The organism is Chitinophaga sp. 180180018-3 (genome assembly GCF_037893185.1).
Taxonomy (GTDB): domain Bacteria; phylum Bacteroidota; class Bacteroidia; order Chitinophagales; family Chitinophagaceae; genus Chitinophaga.
Map to the genome: position 1 here is coordinate 3,684,735 of NZ_CP140772.1, position 21,530 is coordinate 3,706,264.

17 protein-coding genes are annotated in these 21,530 nt (G+C 47.1%); 3 read left to right on the forward strand and 14 right to left on the reverse strand.

The annotated features are described in order from the left end of the window. Positions 1-145 precede the first annotated feature (145 nt). From UNH61_RS14555 to UNH61_RS14575, 5 genes are all read right to left on the reverse strand, one after another. A complete protein-coding gene (locus UNH61_RS14555; RefSeq protein ID WP_326992680.1) occupies positions 146-1,486 on the reverse strand; it encodes an ectonucleotide pyrophosphatase/phosphodiesterase in 1,341 nt (446 codons plus the stop codon). A gap of 9 nt (positions 1,487-1,495) precedes the next feature. After that, positions 1,496-2,911, reverse strand: a complete 1,416-nt coding sequence (locus tag UNH61_RS14560; protein ID WP_326992681.1) for a hypothetical protein — start codon at positions 2,909-2,911, stop codon at positions 1,496-1,498. A gap of 11 nt (positions 2,912-2,922) precedes the next feature. Beyond that, positions 2,923-6,060 carry a TonB-dependent receptor gene (locus UNH61_RS14565; RefSeq protein ID WP_326992682.1) on the reverse strand — a complete coding sequence of 1,046 codons (3,138 nt, stop codon included), beginning with the start codon at positions 6,058-6,060 and terminating at the stop codon, positions 2,923-2,925. Positions 6,061-6,232: 172 nt separating this feature from the next. After that, complete coding sequence (locus UNH61_RS14570; protein ID WP_326992683.1) at positions 6,233-7,195, reverse strand: FecR domain-containing protein; 963 nt, start codon at positions 7,193-7,195, stop codon at positions 6,233-6,235. A 47-nt stretch (positions 7,196-7,242) separates the two neighbouring features. Next, the gene (locus UNH61_RS14575; RefSeq protein ID WP_326992684.1) at positions 7,243-7,860 is read right to left on the reverse strand and encodes a sigma-70 family RNA polymerase sigma factor; all 618 of its coding nucleotides are present in this window, start codon (positions 7,858-7,860) and stop codon (positions 7,243-7,245) included. A gap of 281 nt (positions 7,861-8,141) precedes the next feature. Here UNH61_RS14575 and UNH61_RS14580 point away from each other — a divergent pair, with 281 nt between their 5' ends. After that, the gene (locus tag UNH61_RS14580) at positions 8,142-11,300 is read left to right on the forward strand and encodes an AsmA-like C-terminal region-containing protein (RefSeq protein ID WP_326992685.1); all 3,159 of its coding nucleotides are present in this window, start codon (positions 8,142-8,144) and stop codon (positions 11,298-11,300) included. Between the two features lie 41 nt (positions 11,301-11,341). Here UNH61_RS14580 and UNH61_RS14585 read toward each other — a convergent pair whose 3' ends face one another. From UNH61_RS14585 to UNH61_RS14610, 6 genes are all read right to left on the reverse strand, one after another. Then, positions 11,342-13,195 (reverse strand): WG repeat-containing protein, encoded by a 1,854-nt coding sequence (locus UNH61_RS14585; protein ID WP_326992686.1) that lies wholly within the window; start codon positions 13,193-13,195, stop codon positions 11,342-11,344. A 5-nt stretch (positions 13,196-13,200) separates the two neighbouring features. Further along, entirely contained in the window at positions 13,201-14,547 is a 1,347-nt protein-coding gene (locus tag UNH61_RS14590; RefSeq protein ID WP_326992687.1) for a hypothetical protein, read from the reverse strand. Then, positions 14,540-15,064, reverse strand: coding sequence for a hypothetical protein (locus UNH61_RS14595; RefSeq protein ID WP_326992688.1), 525 nt, complete (start codon positions 15,062-15,064; stop codon positions 14,540-14,542). The genes UNH61_RS14590 and UNH61_RS14595 overlap by 8 nt, the downstream gene beginning before the upstream one ends. A gap of 113 nt (positions 15,065-15,177) precedes the next feature. Continuing rightward, positions 15,178-15,768, reverse strand: coding sequence for a hypothetical protein (locus tag UNH61_RS14600; RefSeq protein ID WP_326992689.1), 591 nt, complete (start codon positions 15,766-15,768; stop codon positions 15,178-15,180). Between the two features lie 231 nt (positions 15,769-15,999). Further along, complete coding sequence (locus UNH61_RS14605) at positions 16,000-16,932, reverse strand: glycoside hydrolase family 43 protein (RefSeq protein ID WP_326992690.1); 933 nt, start codon at positions 16,930-16,932, stop codon at positions 16,000-16,002. Positions 16,933-17,010: 78 nt separating this feature from the next. Continuing rightward, entirely contained in the window at positions 17,011-17,466 is a 456-nt protein-coding gene (locus UNH61_RS14610; protein WP_326992691.1) for a hypothetical protein, read from the reverse strand. A 97-nt stretch (positions 17,467-17,563) separates the two neighbouring features. Between UNH61_RS14610 and UNH61_RS14615 the strand changes: the two genes are divergently transcribed. Continuing rightward, positions 17,564-18,229 carry a hypothetical protein gene (locus tag UNH61_RS14615; RefSeq protein ID WP_326992692.1) on the forward strand — a complete coding sequence of 222 codons (666 nt, stop codon included), beginning with the start codon at positions 17,564-17,566 and terminating at the stop codon, positions 18,227-18,229. 100 nt (positions 18,230-18,329) lie between these two features. On the opposite strand, the gene UNH61_RS14620 is transcribed toward UNH61_RS14615, so the two are convergent. Then, positions 18,330-19,307 (reverse strand): DUF1080 domain-containing protein, encoded by a 978-nt coding sequence (locus UNH61_RS14620; protein ID WP_326992693.1) that lies wholly within the window; start codon positions 19,305-19,307, stop codon positions 18,330-18,332. A gap of 204 nt (positions 19,308-19,511) precedes the next feature. On the opposite strand from UNH61_RS14620, the gene UNH61_RS14625 reads away from it, so the two are divergent. Beyond that, on the forward strand, positions 19,512-19,976 hold the full coding sequence (locus tag UNH61_RS14625; protein ID WP_326992694.1) for a hypothetical protein: 465 nt from the start codon (positions 19,512-19,514) through the stop codon (positions 19,974-19,976). 5 nt (positions 19,977-19,981) lie between these two features. On the opposite strand, the gene UNH61_RS14630 is transcribed toward UNH61_RS14625, so the two are convergent. Together UNH61_RS14630 and UNH61_RS14635 are read right to left on the reverse strand one after the other, a co-directional pair. Next, complete coding sequence (locus UNH61_RS14630; protein WP_326992695.1) at positions 19,982-20,785, reverse strand: sterol desaturase family protein; 804 nt, start codon at positions 20,783-20,785, stop codon at positions 19,982-19,984. Between the two features lie 99 nt (positions 20,786-20,884). Further along, positions 20,885-21,484: a Crp/Fnr family transcriptional regulator gene (locus UNH61_RS14635; protein ID WP_326992696.1), complete on the reverse strand. Its 600-nt coding sequence runs from the start codon at positions 21,482-21,484 to the stop codon at positions 20,885-20,887. Positions 21,485-21,530: the final 46 nt, after the last annotated feature.

Below are 21,530 nucleotides of genomic sequence, written 5' to 3' on the forward strand. Positions count from 1 at the left end.
CAACGTGGATTGATAATTAATTGTCAAATATACAATTAAAAAATTAAGAAATAGGAATGAAGAATTAAGAATGAGAGCGAAGATTGTAAACGCGGATTTGTTTTTTGCGTTTACAATCTTCGCTCTCATTCTTAATTCTTCATTCCTATTTCTTAATTAATCCCGGGTACACCACGCCATCCGCCTGTTTTAACGTTATGCCTAATAGCTTTGCTACTAACGGCGCAACGTCTTCCAGGCCAAGCTGTGGTACCGTGATGTTCTTCTCCAGACCAGCACCGCAAGCGATAAAACCGGTTTGTATTTCTCTGAAATCAGGATAGTACCCATGTGCGCCTCCATTGGACTTTTTAACCGCGTCGCCCTCCTTTGCAGCTGAGAACGCGATGCCCTGCACAGCAGCAAGCGCCAGCACTGCATCCGGGTCCGCGCCCGTTTTTGAAAGGGCAGGCTGCTCTATGATCCTGAACTGTTTGCGGATTCCTTCCGGTAACTCATTGAGCATGGCTTTAACCTGTTGCAGGGTTTGTTGATCATTCCTGTCTTTCAGTTTCAGGAAAGTGGATCCGCCGCCGCTGTGGAACAGGGCTTTCCAGCTGCCCGGATTATCTTTTGTTCCAGCAAGGCCTTTTTGTGCCAGCCAAACATTGGGCGCAAGAGAGGTGTGAATGTCCACAAAACCATGATCGCCGGTTACAATTACGGCGGTACTATCGCTGATACCAGCTTTTTCTATGGCTTCCAGTATAGTGCCGATGCCATGGTCTGCTGCTGCCACCGCGGTAGCTACTTCCAGTCCCTCCCGCCCTACTCTGTGCTGTACTTCATCTGTACAAGGCAGGTGCACGGTTAACAGGTTAGGCTTGTAACGTCCAATCAGGTAAGCAGCCATTCTGCTCAGCGTTTCGTTCATACCCAGGTAGCGAAGATTCATATCGGTGGATTGTAACTCTCCTGTGGCATAGCGTTGTACTTCTTCAAACAATCCTTTCGGGGTAGACTGCTCGCTGGTAGGCGCGCGGCGGTCGGCCGGATTGCTAAGCGAAAACGTTTCCGGTATATTGTAATTGACCGGAGCACCCACAGATACGGGCCAGGAAACAGATGCAGATATCATTCCGGCTTTACCCACCGCATCCCATAATGTTTCGGCTTTGATCAATTTCGATTCAGAGTTCCAGCGGCCGCTCGCTCCTGCAGGTTCAAAAGGAGTATTATAGCAGATGCCATGCCTGGCAGGCATCACACCGGTGATCAGGGTAGTATGGGATGGATACGTAATCGTAGGAAAAATACCTCTCACGCCCGTGGCATGTACACCATTCTCTTTCAGGTGCTGCATGTTAGGCGCCGGCCATGATTTATCGAGATAGAAATCGGGCCGGAAGCCATCTATGCTGATCAGTATTACATATTTCGCGTGTTGTGCCATGATGTGCGTTACTGATAACAGTAACGCACATACGAATAAAACAATTCTTTTCATTGCTCTTTTTTAATTAATGAAGGGGAAGATTTCCTTTGCGTGCTTATTCTTCACCAGCACGGCGTTCATGTCGTACTTCATCGTTACCACACCAGCGGCCTTATCGTACGTAAAGTCGTCCATGCCCCTGTTCAGCGGAATGAAGGCTGGTATCTGCGCTTTCAGGTGCTCCGGTTTTACATTCGGGTTATTCAGCTGCTCCGTCTGCGACACGGGGAACTTAATGCCCAGATCTGTCATTCGGCGCCCTTCTGCCATGAATATCTCCTGGCGCAGGCGATACAGTATATACAACAGCTGATCTTCCGTTACGGCCGCATCCAGGTCATTGTCGGTAACCATCGTGCCCGAAATCGTATAGGCTTTGATGTTACCTGCCTGACGGTTCAGCACATAGTTGCTGCGAAGAGAGTCTGCAGCATCAAATTTTACTTTTACGGCTGTTAAGGGATAGTCTTTCCTGTTACCACCGTTACGCGTTTCGTTCTTATCATCCAGCATTACCACAGGGCGGTTGGCAACAATCTTCAGCAGTTGCTTCAGCGTATTCCTGGCTGTATTCAGGTCGGCACCGGCAATCTGGGTTTCCGCGAGGATCAGCCACGCTTCTTCTGCTTTCACGATGGTAACAGGTTTCTGATCGCTTTCCGCCAGCCCTACGTGAAAGTATTTAGGATCCAGAAAATCCAGTCGCGGTAAGGGTGCGAACTCATTGTTGACAGAGGAGAAGAGATAGGTTTGCATATCATTCGATACGCCGTTTAATCCGTCGTATTTCACCTGACGCAGCAATGTGTTATTCGCCGTGGCAGCAGTAGCCAGCTTTGCGGCATTCGCCACATCACCGAGGGAGTAATACGCCCTGGCTTTCAGCAATGTATAAGCCGCAGTTTCCTCCGGCTTCGTACTGAGTGCAATGGCTTTGTTGAGCTGACCAATGGCGATCTGCAAATGTTCCGCAGGCGCCAGTACCGGGCCATTACCGCTGCCCGGCAGCCCTACAAACAGTTCCCCGCTGAGGAGGTGTGCAAAGGCACAGCTGAAATATACTTCCGCTGAATCCATAGCCGTAGCAGACGGATCGGCAGGCAATACTTTTGCCAGTCCGTATTCCGACATCTCACGCAGCCGCTGCACCTGCACCTGCATGTTGTTCACATCGAGATCGAAATAATCGATTTGCGGAATATCAAATACCTTACTGCTCAGCGTACGGTTATTATAATAATTATCTGATACCAGCTCTGATGATACCACCACCTGGTTCATGGTAAGCGCCAGCTGCCGGCGCAGGCCCACAATCCAGCTGGCGGCTGCATTGGGCCGGGCAAGGAAATCCGGTTCTGTAACATTCGGATTCAATACGGAGCAGCTGTCCAGCGCCATAACGGCCAATAGCAACACTGCGGATATATATCTTTTCATGACTATCATATTTAGAAATTTAAACGTAAGGTGCCTAAGAACTGCCGGGGTGCAGAATAAGTAGCATAGGAAATGCCGCCTGTGGTAGCGCCGCCCTGGCCCTGGGCACTGCCGCTGATGGTGGCTTCCGGATCAAAGGAAGAAGATGCGAAGTTGAGCGGATTCACGGCAGAGAATCCAACAGTGGCCGACTTGATCACTTTGTTGAACATTCCTGGTTTCCAGTTATAGCTGCATCCGATCAGGCGGATCTTGATATAATCTGTTTTTTCCGTGAACATATTGGTAAAGTTCAACCAGTTGCTGCGTTTGTTCTTATCGATTTCTCCCTGAGGAACACCTTCGTTATCCACGCCATAGTAGAAGCGGAACTGACGATCGAATGAGTTGGCATAAGCGCCTTTCTGATAGTCGCCGTTAGCGAAGAAGGTGAACTGTTTGTAACGGATATTCAGTCCCAGGCTACCGAACAGATTGGGGATAGTAGTACCCAGGTTCTGTTGTGCCGTGGAAGTTTTCAACACGCCATCCGGACCGAATACACCGTAGTATCCGCGCAGGAACCCAACAGGATTACCTTCCTGCACCACCGTCTGGATTGTTCTGGCGCTGAAACCATTGAGATTGAAAGGCGCCACACCTCCTGCACTTTCAACGTTATTAAAGAGTGTATTCAGGGAAGCATTCAATCGCAATGAGAAATTTTTTGTTTCCACCGGAATGGCCGTGATACTGAATTCCCAGCCCCGGTTAAGGATCTTGCCAACGTTGTACAATTGTGATACCGATTGACCGGTAGAGGGTGTCGGCGGCACATAAAAGAGTGCATCGGTAGTGACGGCGTTATAATACCCGGCAGAGAGCAACAGGTGGTCTTTAATAAACCCTAAGTCCAGTGCGGCTTCCAGCGTACGTGTTTTTTCCGGCTTTAGGTTATCATTTCCCGGTTGTCCGAAAAATGCGGCCAGGTCGTTGTTATAGCCCAACGATGCAATCGTTCTTTCATTAGAAAAAGCGGGAGGCAAATTACCGGCAATACCAAATCCGCCGCGCAGTTTAGCGGACGACACCACATGCGACACACCTTCGAACCAGGGCTCTGCGCTGGGGATATAAGAAAAGCCAACTTTCGGGTAGTACTGAATACCAATGTTGCGGCCAAATGCCGGATTACCATCACCACGTATACCCAGATCCAGGAACAGTTTATTTTTAAACCCGATATTTTCCTGGAGGTATATGCCATAATTGACTACTTCGAGATAGAACTCATCACTTGTTTTGGTAGCAGCTTCTTTAATATTGCGGGCGCCATCGCGGATATTGTTTCCGGTGTAGGCGATCTGCTGATCTTCATTGCGGAAGAACTGCGTACCTGCCGTGGTCACAAATGAGAACTGGCCTGTTTTCCACTCATGCTGTCCGTTTAATTCGAGCGTAATGCCCAGGTATTTACGGTCGTTGTTTGCGATGCTACCCTGGTTCCTGATCTGGTTGCCGCTGGTAGCAGTCAGGTACTGATTGGTAGTGATCACCTGGTTTTTCTGCACGCGATAGTCGATCCCTCCGGTGGCTTTGAATACCAGGTTTTTCAACGGGCGGTATTTGAACGACTGTGAGGTCTGGAACCTGTTAACTGTAATATCGTTATCCTGCAGGCGTTCTGCCTCACGTACATAAGCTTTCATTTTCTGAAAATCGGCGTCGGACAGGTTATCGATATCAGGATTGAATCTTGGTCCGGTGATGGAAGAAGCGCCGCTTTCTGTAAACCATAACCCCGTATAGCCGCCCTGGTTACCATTGCGGTTACGTTTGTATTTATTGTTGACGTAGGTGAAAGAGCTTTCGTAAGTTACCTTTGTGCCAAGCCCTGCCCGGAAACCCGTGCTGAAATCGATTTTGCGGTTCCTGTTCTGATTAAATATCTCTGTACCCTGTGCATTAAGATAATTACCGGAGAAACTATATCCGAAATTATCCTGACCACCGTTAACACCTATATGATGTTTCTGATAGAGCCCATTCTGCATCAACAGTTCTTTGGTACGCTTGAAGTGAAGGAAATCGGTAGTGGGTACTTCCACTCCCATTTGAGTTTCCGCGTTAACAGCAGTAGTACCGGCTCCGTTTTTCTTTGTAAAAATCTGGATCACCCCATTGGCAGCATCCGAACCGTAGAGCGTAGTAGCAGCACCACCGTTGATGTATTCTATCTTATCGATATTATCCATCGGGATATCGGCAATAGCGCTGACAGCCGCGCCCTGTGCACTTCCGCCGCCTAATGCAGAAACGGTGTTGAGGTTATCCATCCTTACCCCGTCTACGTAAATGATCGGCGTAGAGTTTATAAACGCAGAGTTAACACCCCGCGCACGGATGAGAGAAGTGGCACCCGCCTGGCCACCCGTGAGCTTGATCTGCGCATTGGGTAAGCGCGATTGCAGCAGCTGATCGAGTCGTGCTGCAGGGGCATCTTCAATATCCCGGGCGCCGATGCTCACGATATTGGACGACAGGCGGCGACGGGAGATATCGGCGCCCTGCCCTGTCACCACCACTTCATCGAGCCCAAGCCTGTCTTCATCGAGTTGTATAGCGATGTCGCTACTGTTACCTTTTTTCAACAGCTGCTCTGTTTTTTTAAATCCCAGGAAATATACTACCAACGTCACTTCTTCCTTATTAGCGGGAAATCCCAGCGAAAACCGGCCATCCACATCTGTTTGGGTGCCGGCGGAAGTACCCTTGATGCTGATACTCACGCCCGGCAAAGGTTCTTTGGTTCTGTTATCGGTTACCCGGCCGGAGATCCTGATGTTCTGCTGCTGCCCATTGGGCTGTATCAGCAGGTATTTGTCGCTCACCTGTACAATATCAACAGGGAAAGAACTTAACAGGTCTTTCAGTACCATAGCTACTGTTTTTCCGGAAGCCGTATAGCTGATCTTACTATCGGCCGGAATAGCGCTGAGATCGTACCCGATGCTGAAATCAGATTGCTTCTCGATCATCTGCAATACCTTTTTCATGGGTAATTCCCTGGCATTAATATCCACTCTGACTTTGTTCATCGACTGCCCGTCGATATGAGCCGCCGAAGCCATAGAGGTGGAAAGGAATGCGAAAAAGAGTGCTAGTCTCATTTTTAAAGAAAAAAGAGTTTTGACTGGTCTGATACAACCAGCGTAAAATTTTCTCATTTTTGTGATGTTTTTAATGTTACACAAGCCGTTAAAAATGCTGCCCCCTTCATTGGGCGCAGGTACAAGCCGGAGGTGTTGGTAGCACTTCCGGTTTTCTTTTTTTGATTACATATTACTTTGCATAGGTTTTACTGTAAATGATGATCTTATCTTTTGTTTGTTTATAGGTCATGCTGGTAAGACTGGTCAGCACCCGGAGGATATCGTCGATTTTTTCCCGATGGAAAACGATACTGTAATGTGAAGTATCTGCGGGAGTAGTATATAGTTGCAGGTTGACAGGATATTGACGTTGCAGCTCGGCTACCATACCCGACAGGGTATACCCGTTAAAATCCAGCACCTGCTTTTGCCACAGCCCTATTCTGGCGGTATCTTCCCGGCCTTTATGCGCATCGCCGCCGGAAATGTTGTATTGAAGTGTTTCGTGGTGTTCCAGCAGAAAGCGCCTGGTGGCTGCTCCTGCTATATCTACCTGTACCCGGCCGCTGGCCACAGCTACTTTTACATTTTCATCGCCGGGATAGGCCCGTATATCGAAAGTAGTTCCGAGAACGGTAGTAGTGAGGTTACCATGATGTATGGTAAAGGGATGAACAGGATCGCGCCTGACGTCAAAAAAAGCTTCTCCGCTCAGCGTGAGCGTCCTCTCCTTCCGGCCGAAGCCGGCGGGGATTTGCAGGGTACTGCCGGCGTTCAGCATCACCCGGCTGCTGTCGGGTAGTATTATACTTCGTGTGCTTCCGTTGGCTGCGGAGATGAGTGTGGGTGCAGTCATGCGACTGTAATAGGTATACATGACGCTACCAGCGCCTACGAGCAACAGTACAGCAGCGGCATATCGGATCCATTTCCGGTGTGCTGCCCGTACCGGTGTTGTTTTTTGTAATATGCCGGAGATGACGGACTGCCTGAGTACTTCTCTTTCCTCAGGCGATAGCCGGACTGGTGGCTGATCGCTGAGTGTACTATACCAATATTCCACCCGCTTCTTTTCCTCGGCGGTGGCAGTGCCCTGCAGATATCGCTGCAGCAGCACCTTTATATTATTATCAGATTCCTGTTGATGACCCATACAACGATATAATCTCCGCTGATGGATACAGGTACTTCAAAACTATGTTATGGAATTATTAACTCATTGTAAGACGGTATAGCCAGCAACAGCATCAATACTCCCAGATAATGTTCATTTTCGTGCAGGCGCGTCCGTAAGATATGAAGGGCGAGGGTAATATTGTTTTTTACAGTCTGTTCGGAAAGCGACATTTTCCTCGCTATATCTTTCATGCTGAGATTCGCTTCCCTGCTAAGTAAATAAGGAATCTTCAATCGTTCCGGCAGCTGCTCTACCTCCTGGCGCAAGTGTTGTTCCAGCTCTTTCAGGTATATCCTCGCTTCGGAATTATTCTCCATCTGCCTGCTTTCTGCTGCTTCCAGCAAAATATCATTGTAAACAGTAATACCAGGTTTCGAAAAGTAATCTATAATTGCATAGCGGGCCGCCTGATAAAGATAAGCAGTAAACCGGCCGTTTTCGGCGGCGTATAGCCGTTCCCGGTTGTTCCAGCAACTAATAAAAATATCCTGTACAATATCCTGCGCATCCACTCCCTGCTTTATCCGGCCCCTGACATAAGTATACATCTCTTCCCAATACCTGTTTACCAGTACAGTGAAAGCAGCATGATTTCCCTTCCGAATCAGTAGCAACAACCCGTGGTCCGATAGCTTTTCCATATCCGGAGGCAAACTTAAGGAGGAGATATGAACTGAATATTAAGTGAGAAATAAGAATAGGGAATGTGGAATTAAGAATGAAGAGCGAAGACCTAAGCGGATAATAATAATCGCTTAGGTCTTCGCTCTTCATTCTTAATTCCACATTCCCTATTCTTATTTCTTAAAACCCTATCTTTACACCGTAATCACTCATTTCATCAGGTATAATTTTTTCTCCTAATACATAGGTCTGTAAGGGCTATGCAGGTGGAGGATAACCATCAAATGCGCTAGTTTTCATGCGTAGTGTAACTATCAAGAAAATTGCCTTAAAGGCATTAAAGATTTTTTCCATATCCGTTGCTACTATTATCTTATTGTTGTTTTTGTTGCCTATTCTTTTCCCTACAACGGTATCAAATAAGATCAAGACCTGGACGAATAACAGTATTACCGGCGATCTTAATTTTTCGCGGGCAAGGCTATCGTTTTTCAATCATTTTCCCGCGCTCACACTCACTTTGTACGACTTCAGCCTGAAAGGCGCCGCGCCTTTTGAGAAAGATACGCTGATAGCTGCCAAAGAAGTAGCCCTCGGTATTAATCTCTCCAGCGTATTTTCGAATTCCATTAATATCGATGAAATATACCTGACTAAAGGCAATATTCATGTGTTGGTCGATACAGCAGGGCATCCTAACTACAACGTTTATAAATCCGGTCCGCCTTCTGCCACGCCGCAAAAAAAAGATAGTGGCAGCGCTACAATGAAGATAGAACGTATACAGCTGGATCACTGCAACATCGTTTATGACGATCAGTCGGTACCCATGTATATCCAGGCCATGGACGTCAACTACCTCGGTAAAGGAGACCTTGCGAAAGCACAGTTTGATCTTTATTCTAAGATCAGCATTGGTTCATTTGATCTGAGTTATGCCAGGACTCCGTATATCCTGAAGAAAAAGCTGAAAGGAGAGCTGATCACGAAGATCAATACCAACTCGCTAGATTTCGTTTTTGAACGAAACGATCTGAAAATAAATGAACTGCCAGTACGGCTAAACGGCTCTTTCGGGTTCCTGAAAAACGGCTACCGGATGGACTTCCGGCTCAGCTCCCGGGAATCGGAGCTGCATGCCATTTTTGGCGCCCTCCCACCGGAATATGCCGGATGGGCAGAGCACATGAACATCAGCGGTAAGGCCGATGTAAACGCCTCCCTCATCGGGGAATACCTGGCCGCCAGCAATACCATGCCGGATCTGACGTTCAATATGAAGGTACGGGATGGTGTGATCACCAATGATAAAGCGCCGGCGCCGGTGAAAAACCTGTTCCTGAACTTCCAGTCGAAACTCGCACAACTGAACACCGACAGCCTCTATGTAAATGTGGATTCCATCTTCTTCAACATCGATAAAGATTATTTCAGCTCCGTCATCCGCATCCGGGGCCTTAATACACCGGAAATTCATATGAAGATGAATACCGATATAGACCTGGATAAATGGAATAAAGCGGTTGGCTTAAAAACAATAGACCTGAAAGGAAGATTCAAAGCGCATTTGCAGGCTGATGGTAAATATGCCAAAGGAGTTGTTTATAAAGGGAATCTGCACAAACACGCAGATACCGTGATTACCAGTATTCCGGTATTTAATTTTGACGCCACCCTGCGCGACGGATATTTCAAATTGGGCGCCATGCCTGGTAGCGTCAATAACATTGGTTTCAACGTTCATGCGTCGTGCCCGGATGGCAACTACACCCACACGTATTTCAATATAGAGGATATCAACGCCAATATGCTGAGCAACTATATCAAAGGATATCTGCGGGTCAGCAATGCGCAGGCGCCGCTCATAGACGGCAAACTGGCGTCGGTGTTGCATCTGAGCGATCTCAGGAAAGTGTACCCGATGGACAGCATCGATGTCAATGGCGATCTGACGATGAACATTGATACCAAAGGCACCTATCTTCCCTCTAAACGGCTGTTTCCTGTTACCACCGCCACTTTGAAGATGAATAACGGTACCGTACAAACGAAATACTATCCCAAACCAATTGAAAAAATTAATATAGACGCAGCTGTTACCAATACCACCGGTACTATGCAATCCACGCGGATCAACCTCAAACCGGTTTCTTTCGAATTTGAGGGGCAACCGTTTGTATTAAAGGCCGATCTCAGCAACTTTGATAACCTCCAATATAATATTGCATCCAATGGTATCATAGACCTGGGACGTATCTATAAAGTGTTCGCAGTAAAAGGCTACGACGTGAAAGGCTTTATAAAAACAGACCTTCAGCTCCGCGGCTCTCAGGCCGATGCTATGGCCGGCCGGTACGGTAAGCTTCAGAACAGCGGTACACTTACTATCAAAGACATCACCCTCCTATCGGACCTGTTCCCACTTCCGTTCCTTATCAGCAATGGCGTTTTCCGTTTCGATCAGGACAAAATGTGGTTCGACCAATTCAACGCCAGCTACGGCAAATCGCAAATTACCCTCAATGGGTATCTTAGCAATGTAATCGGCTATGCTACCCAAAAAGACCAGCCGCTGCACGGCACCTTTGACCTGAAAAGCAGTTTCATACTCGTGGATGAATGGATGGTAAACGGCGCCGGCAAAAGCTCCGGCTCAGCCCCCAGCGCTCCATCAGCCACAGGTTCAGCCTCCCCTGGTGTGGTGATGGTGCCCGGCAACCTGGATCTTACTTTAAATGCAGCGGCTGCAAAGGTGCGCTTTAAGGGCATGGACATCAACGATTTCAAAGGACAACTGGTGATCGACAGCAGCAAGCTTAAACTAAATAAAACCGGGTTTAACATCATCGGCGCACCGGTGGAAATGGATGCCACCTATGTAAGCCTGCAGCCCAAACGGGCCAGCTTCGACTATCACATCACTGCAAAAGAATTTGATATCAAAAGAGCTTACAATGAAATAAAAATATTTCATGACATGGCCTCTTCCGCTTCCTCTGCCAGTGGTATAGTAGGACTGGATTATACGCTTAGCGGCAAGCTCGATGAGAACATGAGCCCTATATATCCTTCCCTGAAAGGAGGTGGCGTGTTATCTGTCAAAAAAATAAAACTGAAAGGATTCAAACTGCTCAATGCAGTAGGCAGCAGCACCGGTAAAGATGATGTAAAAGATCCGGACCTTTCCCAGGTAGATATCAAAAGCAGTATCAACAATAATATCATTACCATTAACAGGACGAAGCTGCGCATTGCCGGATTCCGGCCGCGTTTCGAAGGACAGGTAAGCCTCGATGGAAAGCTTAATCTGAAAGGGCGCCTCGGACTTCCTCCATTCGGAATATTTGGTATACCCTTCACCGTTAGTGGTACACAAAGCGCTCCTAAAGTGAACCTGCGCAGAGGCAGCGACAATAAACTGGAAGAAACAAAAGACACTGACGAAGAAGATAAATAATAAAACCGCCGGAGAAATGAAAGTTCTCCGGCGTCACTTTTTTACTGCACCTTCTTTCCGTGTGCATCAAACTTACCGTACTCCATGCTATATTCCCGGGTTTCGCCCTCTCCTGATTCATTGGAGAAGGTACTTGGTTTAAATGGTACGATTGCTTCATGATGGGTATTGATCAACCCCACTTCATTATGATCTCCAACTGCTTTGGTAACCATTGCAATACCCAGGTTAAATGAGTTGGCCTGCTTGTATATACAGGGAATTACCAGCTTACCGGTCACGTCAACAAAGCCATAGTCGCCGTTTTTGTTTCTCACGCTGGCCAATCCGTCAGCGAAAGGTTCTACCTTATCATACCCCGGGAGGTTGATTACTTTTCTGCCTTTGTTGTCAATGAAAGAGAAGTTTTGAGCTTTATCTTTCACCAGCAACAATCCGTTGTTGTAACCGCCATAAACAAACAATGGTGTTGGCAACAGGGGATGTCCGTTTTCATCGCATATCGTGGTGATGCCCATCAATGGCCCGTCTTCAGTGATTTTATTAGCCAGTATTACCTTGCCTGCTTCATCATAACTGATATCGGTGTACTCAGGCGGCAGTACTATTTGTCCGGCTGCATTCATGGCGCCTGCCTTGCCATCGTTGGCTGTTTTGTTGATCACTGCCAGCTGCTGTCCGAGTGCATTGGCTGTATAGTCGATCTTCACCAGTTTTTTTTCTGCCGTATCAAGCCGGTAGTAATAATGTCCATTGTAATCTTCATTGTGGAAAAAGAAAGAGTTCAGCTGGTCCATCTTCTTAAAAGTGGGCGGAATAACAAACTTACCGGAAACATCCGCAAAGCCTGTATTACCGCTTTTATCGTCCTTTGCCATCACGAGGTTTGCCAGTGCAGGTTCCAGGTTTATCAGTGTAAGATGCGTTGAAACCTCTTTCTCTTCATCCTTCATGTAAAGATTGACAGCAGCGATTTTACCCTTAAAGTACCCCTCTGCATAACCTCCGTTACGGGCATTTCCGAAAGGCAGTTCATCCGGCATGTTCGCCATGATATCGGCCTGCAGCGCTTTAACATCTTTATAACCGTTCTTATCCAGCCTGGCAATAAAACTGCTCAGTACTTTACTCATTTTTTTCAATGCACCAGAGGGATCACTATCATCGCCGGTACCGGAGCTCCAGCTACTATTATCGAGCGGCTTTCCATCCTTATTCAACGCTTCTGCGTGCAGGTAGCGATGATACAGGCTGTCACTGAAAGTTATCTTCACAAAATTATCTTTCAATTGCTTAAGCCTTATTTGTCCTCCCTGATAAGCTATCTTATCGTGTTCCTTATCGAGTTTCAGTGTGACTACTTTCACCGGGTATTTATAAGCGGCAACAGCTGCTATGCTGTCGATGACTTTGAGAGATGGGATCCGCGACGTACCATCCACTGCCCTGGACGTTGTATCGGTACTGCCGTCGTGGAAGTAAATCTTCGACGTACTGACTGTGGGTTCATCAAGTCCGTTCAGCACAGGCTTCGCCTCCAGCTCCAGCACAGCACCCGGAAACCTGAATTGCTGGCGGATTCCGGCGTGTTGCAGCCAGGTAGTATATTGCGCGGCTACATCAGCAGCAACGGGAATCTGGAATGCGGTAGTCACTTCTTCTTCACCTGCTTTGTACGACTTAGGCGTTGCCTTATCGAATTTCCCTATAAACGACAGGAAGTTGTCGACCTGTTCTTTTTGCTCCTCCAGCAGTGTTTTAGCTTCTGCCAGATTTTTACCATCAAATTGTTTTACGAATTCCAGCAATTCCGGAGATGGTTTTCGTTCTTTGCAAGCGTAAGAACAGCATACGGTCAACGCCAATATGGCAATGGGTTTAACGAATTTCATCATGACTGTTAGTTAAGCGCAAATTTCATTTGCCCGTTTTTGTCGATAAGAATATAATAATCCAATGGTGTCATGCTGTCTGCTTTTTCTGTATGAAGCACGGACATGGCGTTGTTGCCATTGGTTACAAGTCGCGCAAAACGCTTATCCGGCGTAATATACAGCGTGGAATTATCTTCCATTTTAAATTCCACTCCGTTGGCGGCCAGCCCCAGTATACTCATCCATTCTGCCGCTCCATCTCCGGGTTTGAACAAGTGATAGGCACGGAAATAATTTTGCTCCATCGGATACAACAATGCCTCCAGTTGTTTCGTATCATGCTGCTGATAAGCATCCAGCAATCGCTTGTAATGCGCTTTCACTTTGGCTTCCAGGTCCGTTACATTACTTAGATCAGTAGCCTCGCTGTAACAGGGCAGCTCATCAGCCACCGGAGGAATTTCAATGTCTTTTTCGATTATAGCGGATGATTGCCCCGCATAGGCCGACAGGTGAATAGCCCTGGAGCTATGTGGCGATAATCTTTCAAGGGTATCGGTAACGGGCGTACGAAATTGAAATATTTTCTTTCGCATGCATGACTGCTCACTCCATTTTTCTACGCTGATCCGGGCCTCCGCTTCCTTATGAAGACGGGCACGCGGCTTACCATCAAAGTCGTTACCGGGAATCAGTTCCACTTTGATATGTTGTTTGGCACCTTTTACGAGGTATTGATTGATATCGGTGGAAAGACCCGATACGTTTGCGCGGTTGTTCACCAATGCCAGAAAACCATTTACATATACCCGGCATCCCGACTCTCCGGTGCTCAGCTCCAGGCGATAATTATCGGCATTTGCTGTAGATGTTTTCTGCTTACTCAGGGCTGTAATACTGTTCCCTGGCGGATTGAAAGCGATATTCATAAACACTTTTTCCTTATTGCCCAGGTTGAGAAGATTACTTCCTGATGTAGCAGCATTGAAGATAATGTTCTGGTCGTCTGTTTTCCAGCTGAGATTATTTTGGGAATATTCTTTCCAGCCAATACCATTCGTGCTCTCAAGTGTTTTCAAAATATCCGCCGCTCCTTTTTCCGTTTCGAAATGTATCAGTGTCAGCAACTCGTTTTGGGCTTCGGCATAGAGCGTTTTCACGGGCGCACCGTAGTAGTTAAAATCTCCCTGTATACGAATATTAAGTATTCTCACCGGCAACGAATCCACCTTTACCTGCGATTTTGGCAACCGGGCGATCACGGAATCCAGTTGTTGCAGGTTATGTATATTTTCTATCCTGATGCCGGAACTGCCACAACCCGCTACCAGTGCGGTGCACAAGAGTCCCAGTATTGCATTTAACTTACTCATTCGGAACATTTTCTTCGGGTGTGATAAAACTGATATAAAGGTTTGGGGAAGCGCTCATTTTTCCTTCCGGGGTACTGTCTTTCGTCACCCGCAGTCCAATCAGGCGGTCCTTTCCTTTCCAGACCTGTATATCGCCATCGGATGGAAACTCGTGGGTAGAATCCTCTCCTGGTTGCCCATAAGCAGCTGTGAGTACCTTTTTCATACGGTCAACATCCTCCTTAACCGGAAAAAGATCCAGATGAATACTCTTGATATGCCCGTAGGAATCGTCCATGCTGAAAGCCATGCGCTCTAAGGGAATATCCGCATATCTCATAAAGCGCTCGTCGTTGAATTCATATTCATCGCTATACTTGCTGCTAAAATGCAACTGGGGATAAAGCGCCGGCACGTCTGCATCGCGGTTCAGTGCTTCAACACGTATCACGGAAACGCCGGACGAAGGCCCTGGGCCGTCTTTGCAGGCCAGTAACAGACTGGTCAACAGCGCCGTCAGAACGAGGTTTTTCTTCATATCATCTATCGGGTTAATAAAGGCTGAAATTATAAAAAAAAAAACGGATACAGGAGATTGGCCGATATCCGTTGGGTTTTCCCCTAAATCCGTATCGGGGATTTTTTGATTCGTTATTTTCTATACCTGTTCACCTTATCCAACAGAGAAGAAATCAGGTTCACACAATCTTCGAGGCGCTGATAGCACATACTGGCATCGAGGGCCATATCCTTTTTTGTGACGTCAAAGCCGTCCAGAAAGGCTTCCAGGTTAGAGGGGTAACGCCCCTCTTCTTCATACAGGATATGGTAGATTTTATCATTCAGCTTATCTCCTTCTGTGCGCAGCTCATCGTTTGTCAGATCGGTGACATCTCTCATGCGCTGCATAACGGTACTCATCTTTTCCTTCAGCATTTGCAGACTGGCGGGGTCTTTTTTGCCCGGAGCGATGTTGTTCCTGAACAGGCTGTCAGAGAGCCTCTTGCGTGCTTTCATATAGCTGGTCAGATCCTGCCGGAGCAATTCGAGATGCTGCCCAAGTTCTTCTGCTTTTTCTTTCGTCACATATTTATCGGCTGCACTGTTGAGGTGTTTTGTCCAGTCAAGCAAAGCGGGTGTTACATCTGTTACTGAGGCATGTTGTACCTGAGCGGATATGTTGTTAAAAGCGCACAATAACATCAATGCAGTAACTATAGCCAGGCATGGTTTTCTGAACATTTTTCTTATTATTTAGGAAGACATAAATATACTACTGTTTTTCTGATCTCCACGCCGGGAGAAGTTACACTACTGTTTTCATACTTTTTCTCTTATCGCAGATCAGGCATAAAGTCCACCGCTACAGGCCGGTTCAGCAGATTCTTTGGCGAACGTTAATTTTTGTTAACTATCTTCGGCAGATCTTATTGATCAATCATTCATGGCCAAATGGATGTAGTGCTGCAGTAATCAATGCTCCCCACTCAGTCGGTCAAATTCCTCCCGGGATATGGTCAGTACAGTGCCATGCCGGATGCCTTTCGGCATGGAAAGCTTATCCGAAATATCCTCCCATTGTTTGAGATCTGTTGACGTTACTGCGCCATAGCGATGTTCCATATACCTGTCGAAATACACGATCCGCCGGTTGCCAATTCTCAACACTGTAGGGCCTTCTGCCCAGTAAGCACCGGTAATGGGCGCCGATGCACTGCTGTAACTGCCCGTCAACCGGCGACTTTGGGCTATGCGTATATTTTTTGCAGGTGGTGTGCGGGTTTCATCTTTCAAAAACATAATAAAACGCCGGTTATCAGGAACGATGGTAGCATCAATTACATTAAACCCCGGGTCATAAAGCAGTTTAGCCCCGGAAAACTGTTGAAAATCTTTTGTGGTCATATAGTAAAGCCGGTGATTATAATGATCATCACCGGTAGTTTCACCGGCGGCAAACCTTCCGGGAATGGTAGTTGCCCAATAAATCATATACTCCTTATGCCGCGGGTCGTAGGTGATTTCAGGCGCCCAGCAATTGCGGGCCCCCGACTCATGCGCCATAACAGCTATTCCCCGCTGAGCAGACCAGTGCAACAGGTCGGGCGAAGAGGCATACCCAATTCCTTTTTCTTTCCAGCTGACCGTCCATACCATATGAAAAAGCCCGTCGGCCCCACGGATAATACAGGGATCCCGCATCAGTTTATCGTCTCCCACGGTTGGCGCCAGAAAAGAGCTATCGCCTTTCAATGCCTTCCAGTTATATCCGTCATGGCTATACGCCAGGTGTAAACCATCCTGGCCATTGTTTTTGAAATAGGCAAAGATATATACGGAATCCTGCGCCTGCAGCCGGATTCCGGCTGTCATCAGTAACCAGCATAAGGATAAGGCTCTGAGCATATAGTTGTTAATTTGACACTAAAATAGCAGTAAACCGGCCAAAATAATTAAATAATCTCCGGGTAATATATCCGGAGATTACTTACCTTCTTCTTTTTTGATCTCCTCCAATATCCTCCGCACAGTTACGCTCCATACTACAATGGAAGATACCAGCATCAATATTGTTGGTGGTTGCATGATGGCCCCGGAAGCACTTTTCCCTTCATGAATAAAATAAACCAGGTAGATGTATACCAATGGAATGATCCATGTTAGCAATGCAAACATAACACCGGTTTTGACGTATTGGTCTGGTTGCGCCAGTATCCTGACTGCAGCCAGTCGCCCGAAGAAATAGGCCTGGCCCAAGAGCAGGGCAAAAAGTAAAAGAAAATAAATATTTGCCTGCGCCGACAAAAAAAAGATCAGGTTATTGGCAAGGTCACCTCCCGCTGAAATCAACAGTACAAAAAACTCCACTACAATGATTGCTATCAGCTGTATGACGAAGCCTATCCGGCCTCCGATGGTACGGGCAGTATTGGGATGCATAGTACAGATTATTCGCATAAATATAATGAATCTAAACAGTTAGTGGTTACCGGCTATTTAAAACAATGACGTAATATTGTCTGAAACACACCCGATAATGAGAAAAAGGAATACAGACTCTTTGGCGGGCTGCATAGGGATACTCCTATGCTTTATCATAGTCAATACAACCCGGGCGCAGGAAGCATACAGGCGTACAACAGGCCTTGTTAACTGCGGCCCGGCTGTTAACTCAAAAGCCGGACTGCCAGTTTATTCCGACAGTGCCTGCAGGCATTTGATGCGATATATCAACATTGAAGCCACCAACTGCCCTACCTGCGACATGTGCGCAGAGCCTACCTCCTTTTATAAGGGGGATGCCCAACCTTTCGAGTGCTTTGCCGGCAACGTATGGTTCCCGGTGCAAAAGGTGCTACCCAACGGCTACCGGATAGCACTAAACGAAAAAGAGCAATCAGGATACATCCGGGCACAATCGGGTGTATACAAAACCTGGCGCGAATACATTGTTGCGCGAAGTAAAGCCGGCGATTTCCTCAACCTCTATCCGGAGGATAGTGTAATATGCTACCAGCAACCGGATCAGCATGCGCCACGGGCATTACATACCTACCTTGAAGGCCGGTTCCATCCCATAGATATAAAAGGCACCTGGATGAAGCTGGGATTTAGGAATAATAAGGGTAAAACAGTTTACGGCTGGATTGTGTGGTGTACTACGGAAAAGCTGGTGAGATGGTTTGCGTTTAATCCGTTCTAGGGTTTACCAAAGAGTTAGGAATTATAAAATAACGGGGAGATAGCAGCGAAGCAGATCTTCGCGTTTGCTATCTCCCCGTTATTTTATAATTCCTAATTCTCTATTTCGCTACGGTTATCGTTATATTCCGGAACTCGATCGGACCATGATCTCCCTGGAAATAGATCGGACCTGGTTCAGCTTCATTAGCATCCAGTGCACCGCCGGTGATACCGGGGATTTCCTGATTGCTGATGATAGTTTTACCATTAGCTACCACTGTTACCATCCGGCCTACCAGCGTGATATCGTAGGTTTGCCAGGTATTGGGTCCCAGGGCCGCCATTTCGCTGGGCACGAGGAATCCGTATATACCGCCAAACAGATGGCTGTTAGGATGATCTGTTTTAGGATTATCGATGATCTGTGTTTCGTAACGGCCTCTCAGGTATACGCCACTGTTGCTGCCTTCTTTATAGCGGAATTCCACATGCAGTTTAAAGTCCTGGAATTTCTGCTCGGAGATCAGGTTAGAACCGGAATGCGGACTGGTAAGGATACCGTCTTTTACAATCCATTGGTTCTCTCCCATTGCTTTCCAACCGCTCAGGTCTTTTCCGTTGAAGAGCCTGACGGGTTTTCCCCATACCGGTGCTGATTTCCTGACAAGGTCGGGCGCCCTCACTCCTTTGAAGGAGTAGCTATGCCCGTCGCTGGTCTGAATAGTGCCGCTGATGCCCGCATCTGTCAGGTTGCCTTCCAGTACCAGGTCGCGGTCTTCGTTTTCCCATTGTGGTGGAATGGCGAAGCTGAATTTATTATCATTGAACGTTACTTTGGAAATAGGCCGGGCACTTCCACCGGTGCTGACAAAGCGGCCTACCAGCGTTCTGAAACCGGAGAGCTCCACTTCCAGCCAGGAGGGCCTGTCTACCCCGTTTTCATTTACCGTGATGTCCCAGCGGCCGATCAGGGTTCCTCCCTTCACTGTGCTGTTCTTAATGGCTGATACCTGCGCAGTTACATGGGAAGGATTCGCTAAACCCAGGCCGGCAAAGCATACCAGGCCGGCGATAATACATTTTCTATTCATGTTCATGCTCATAATTGTTGAAGAAGAACATAAAGATATATATTTGATTTTTGTTCTAATAGAACTTTCACAACAAAATTGGGTGGTTTCTGTCAACAAAAAAATTTAATCCCCAATATTAAGATGATGATCTCCCAAACTAAAGGCTTAGTTGTTTGTGTCCTGGCTCTGATGGTTCTTGGGCTAATACACTATCTCAATTTCCGGAAAGTGACTTCCGGATCTAGTGATATGACCGGCCAGCTGGCGTTTGTTAAAAAAGTGCATCCCGCAGGCTCGTCCTTCCTTTCCGGGGGTAATAACTATCATTATTTCCGGATCAGTGGTGTATCAAAGTTGTTATATATATTGACAGGAACCAACGGACTTCCCTATGTTTACGATCATCGGATTGATCAACTTCCGCCGGGCGCAACACTGACTATTTTCGCGGACAACGCAGCGTTAAACCAGCCTGCTACCGTGGCTGATACCGCTGTTATTAACAGGAATCAATATCAGGCGGCCGTTAGGGTTTATGGGCTGACGGCCGACAATATCGAAATTCTTGGCAATAACTGGGGTGTCTGGAATGCCATTAACAGCACTTCCCTTGCATATGTGCTGAATATACTTGGAATTTATGCAGCGATAAACATCCTCTTTTACCTGATCAGGGGCAAATGGCGCCGGTAAAGGTTTCAGTTGCCAGCCACCTTTGCCGGGGCCGGCACGCTTTCCGGACCAAACCTTCTCAACTGTATCTTGTCGTATTCCTTTACATAATCAGGGTGCTCGGTGCCCATAACCCTGTCCCATATACGAAAATATAAGCCATAGTTCCCCTTGAATTTGCTGTGATGCAGGTTGTGGTATACCGATGAATTCAGCACGCCGAACAGCCAGCTATGGCGGAAGTTCCGTGGCATCAGTTCATATCCGAGATGCCCGTATACATTGATGCCAAAGGCCGCAATGGTAAACAGCAGCACTCCCAGCGGATGCATCGGCATTACACACACCAGTATCACCAGTACCAGGCCTTCTGCAACGGCTTCCAGCAAATGGAAACTGTAGGATGTCCAGGGAGATGGATTAGTGCTGCGATGATGCACCAGGTGGGTGAGCTTGAAAAGTTTATCGTGATGCAACAGCCGGTGCATCCAGTAGAAATAAGTATCATGTATAATCAGTCCGATTAACACGGTGGCGCCGAGGTACCACAGCGGAAAATCGTTGATGTTAGTATATACTTGTGTAAAACGTCTTAATGGGGTCAGCAATATGGCTACTGAGATCAGGGTAAATACCAGCGTACTCTGCATGGAATACCATATTTCCCGGAGGAAGTCTTTCTTTGTAGCCAGCCGCTGCTGTATTTTCAACCGGTTTACCTTCGAGGGCAGCGCTATATAAAATATGGCAAAGGGCACCCCTGCAATTAAAAAATATCTTACCGCCGAAAGGCCGAAAATATGGGCGATAGCTTCAGGAATAGTGTTCATGCACTGTTTGGTTTTTGATGACTCAAAAATAGCAACAGCGCCTGTCTTCCGTGGTTAACAATAGATAAGAAATGTAATTAACAAAAGATAATTTCCGTGCTACTTCCGGCCCTTGCTGTGAATGCGCTTCCTGATTCTGCTGAGGGATACCGGGGTAACACCCAGCATGGAAGCGATGTATTTATCGGATACGCGGTTAACAATATCCTGGCGTTTTTCCACGAGCTGCAGATAACGTTCTTCGGGCGACAGCAACACGAAATCTTCCACTACTTTAAGTGCCTCTCCTATCATCCGCTGCAGCACCTGTACACGAAGCGGTTCAAACTGCGGATGTTCCCGGAGTATATTATCCAGTTTATCATAATCTACTTCCAGCAGCGTAACGGGCTCCAAAGCGCGGTAGATAAAGCGGGCAGGCTGTTGATGCACAATCGTGTCGTGCGAGGCAATGAATTGCCCTTCCCACCGGAGAAACAGCGTCGCATCGTCACCATTCTCTTTGACGGCATAAGCCCGCATAATACCCTGCTCTATAAATGCAAGTTTACGGGAGGTATCACCTTCGCGGATATACACTTCCCCTTCTTCAAGGCTCAGGCGCCTGGTGAGTGCAAATAATGGCTGGGTATCGCCTGGTAATATGCCATTCAGGCTTTGTAAAATATTTTCCAACAGATCTATCGAAGCAGGTATCATGATATTATTCGTCCGGTTCTTGCATGCAAACCAGCTGCAAAATATA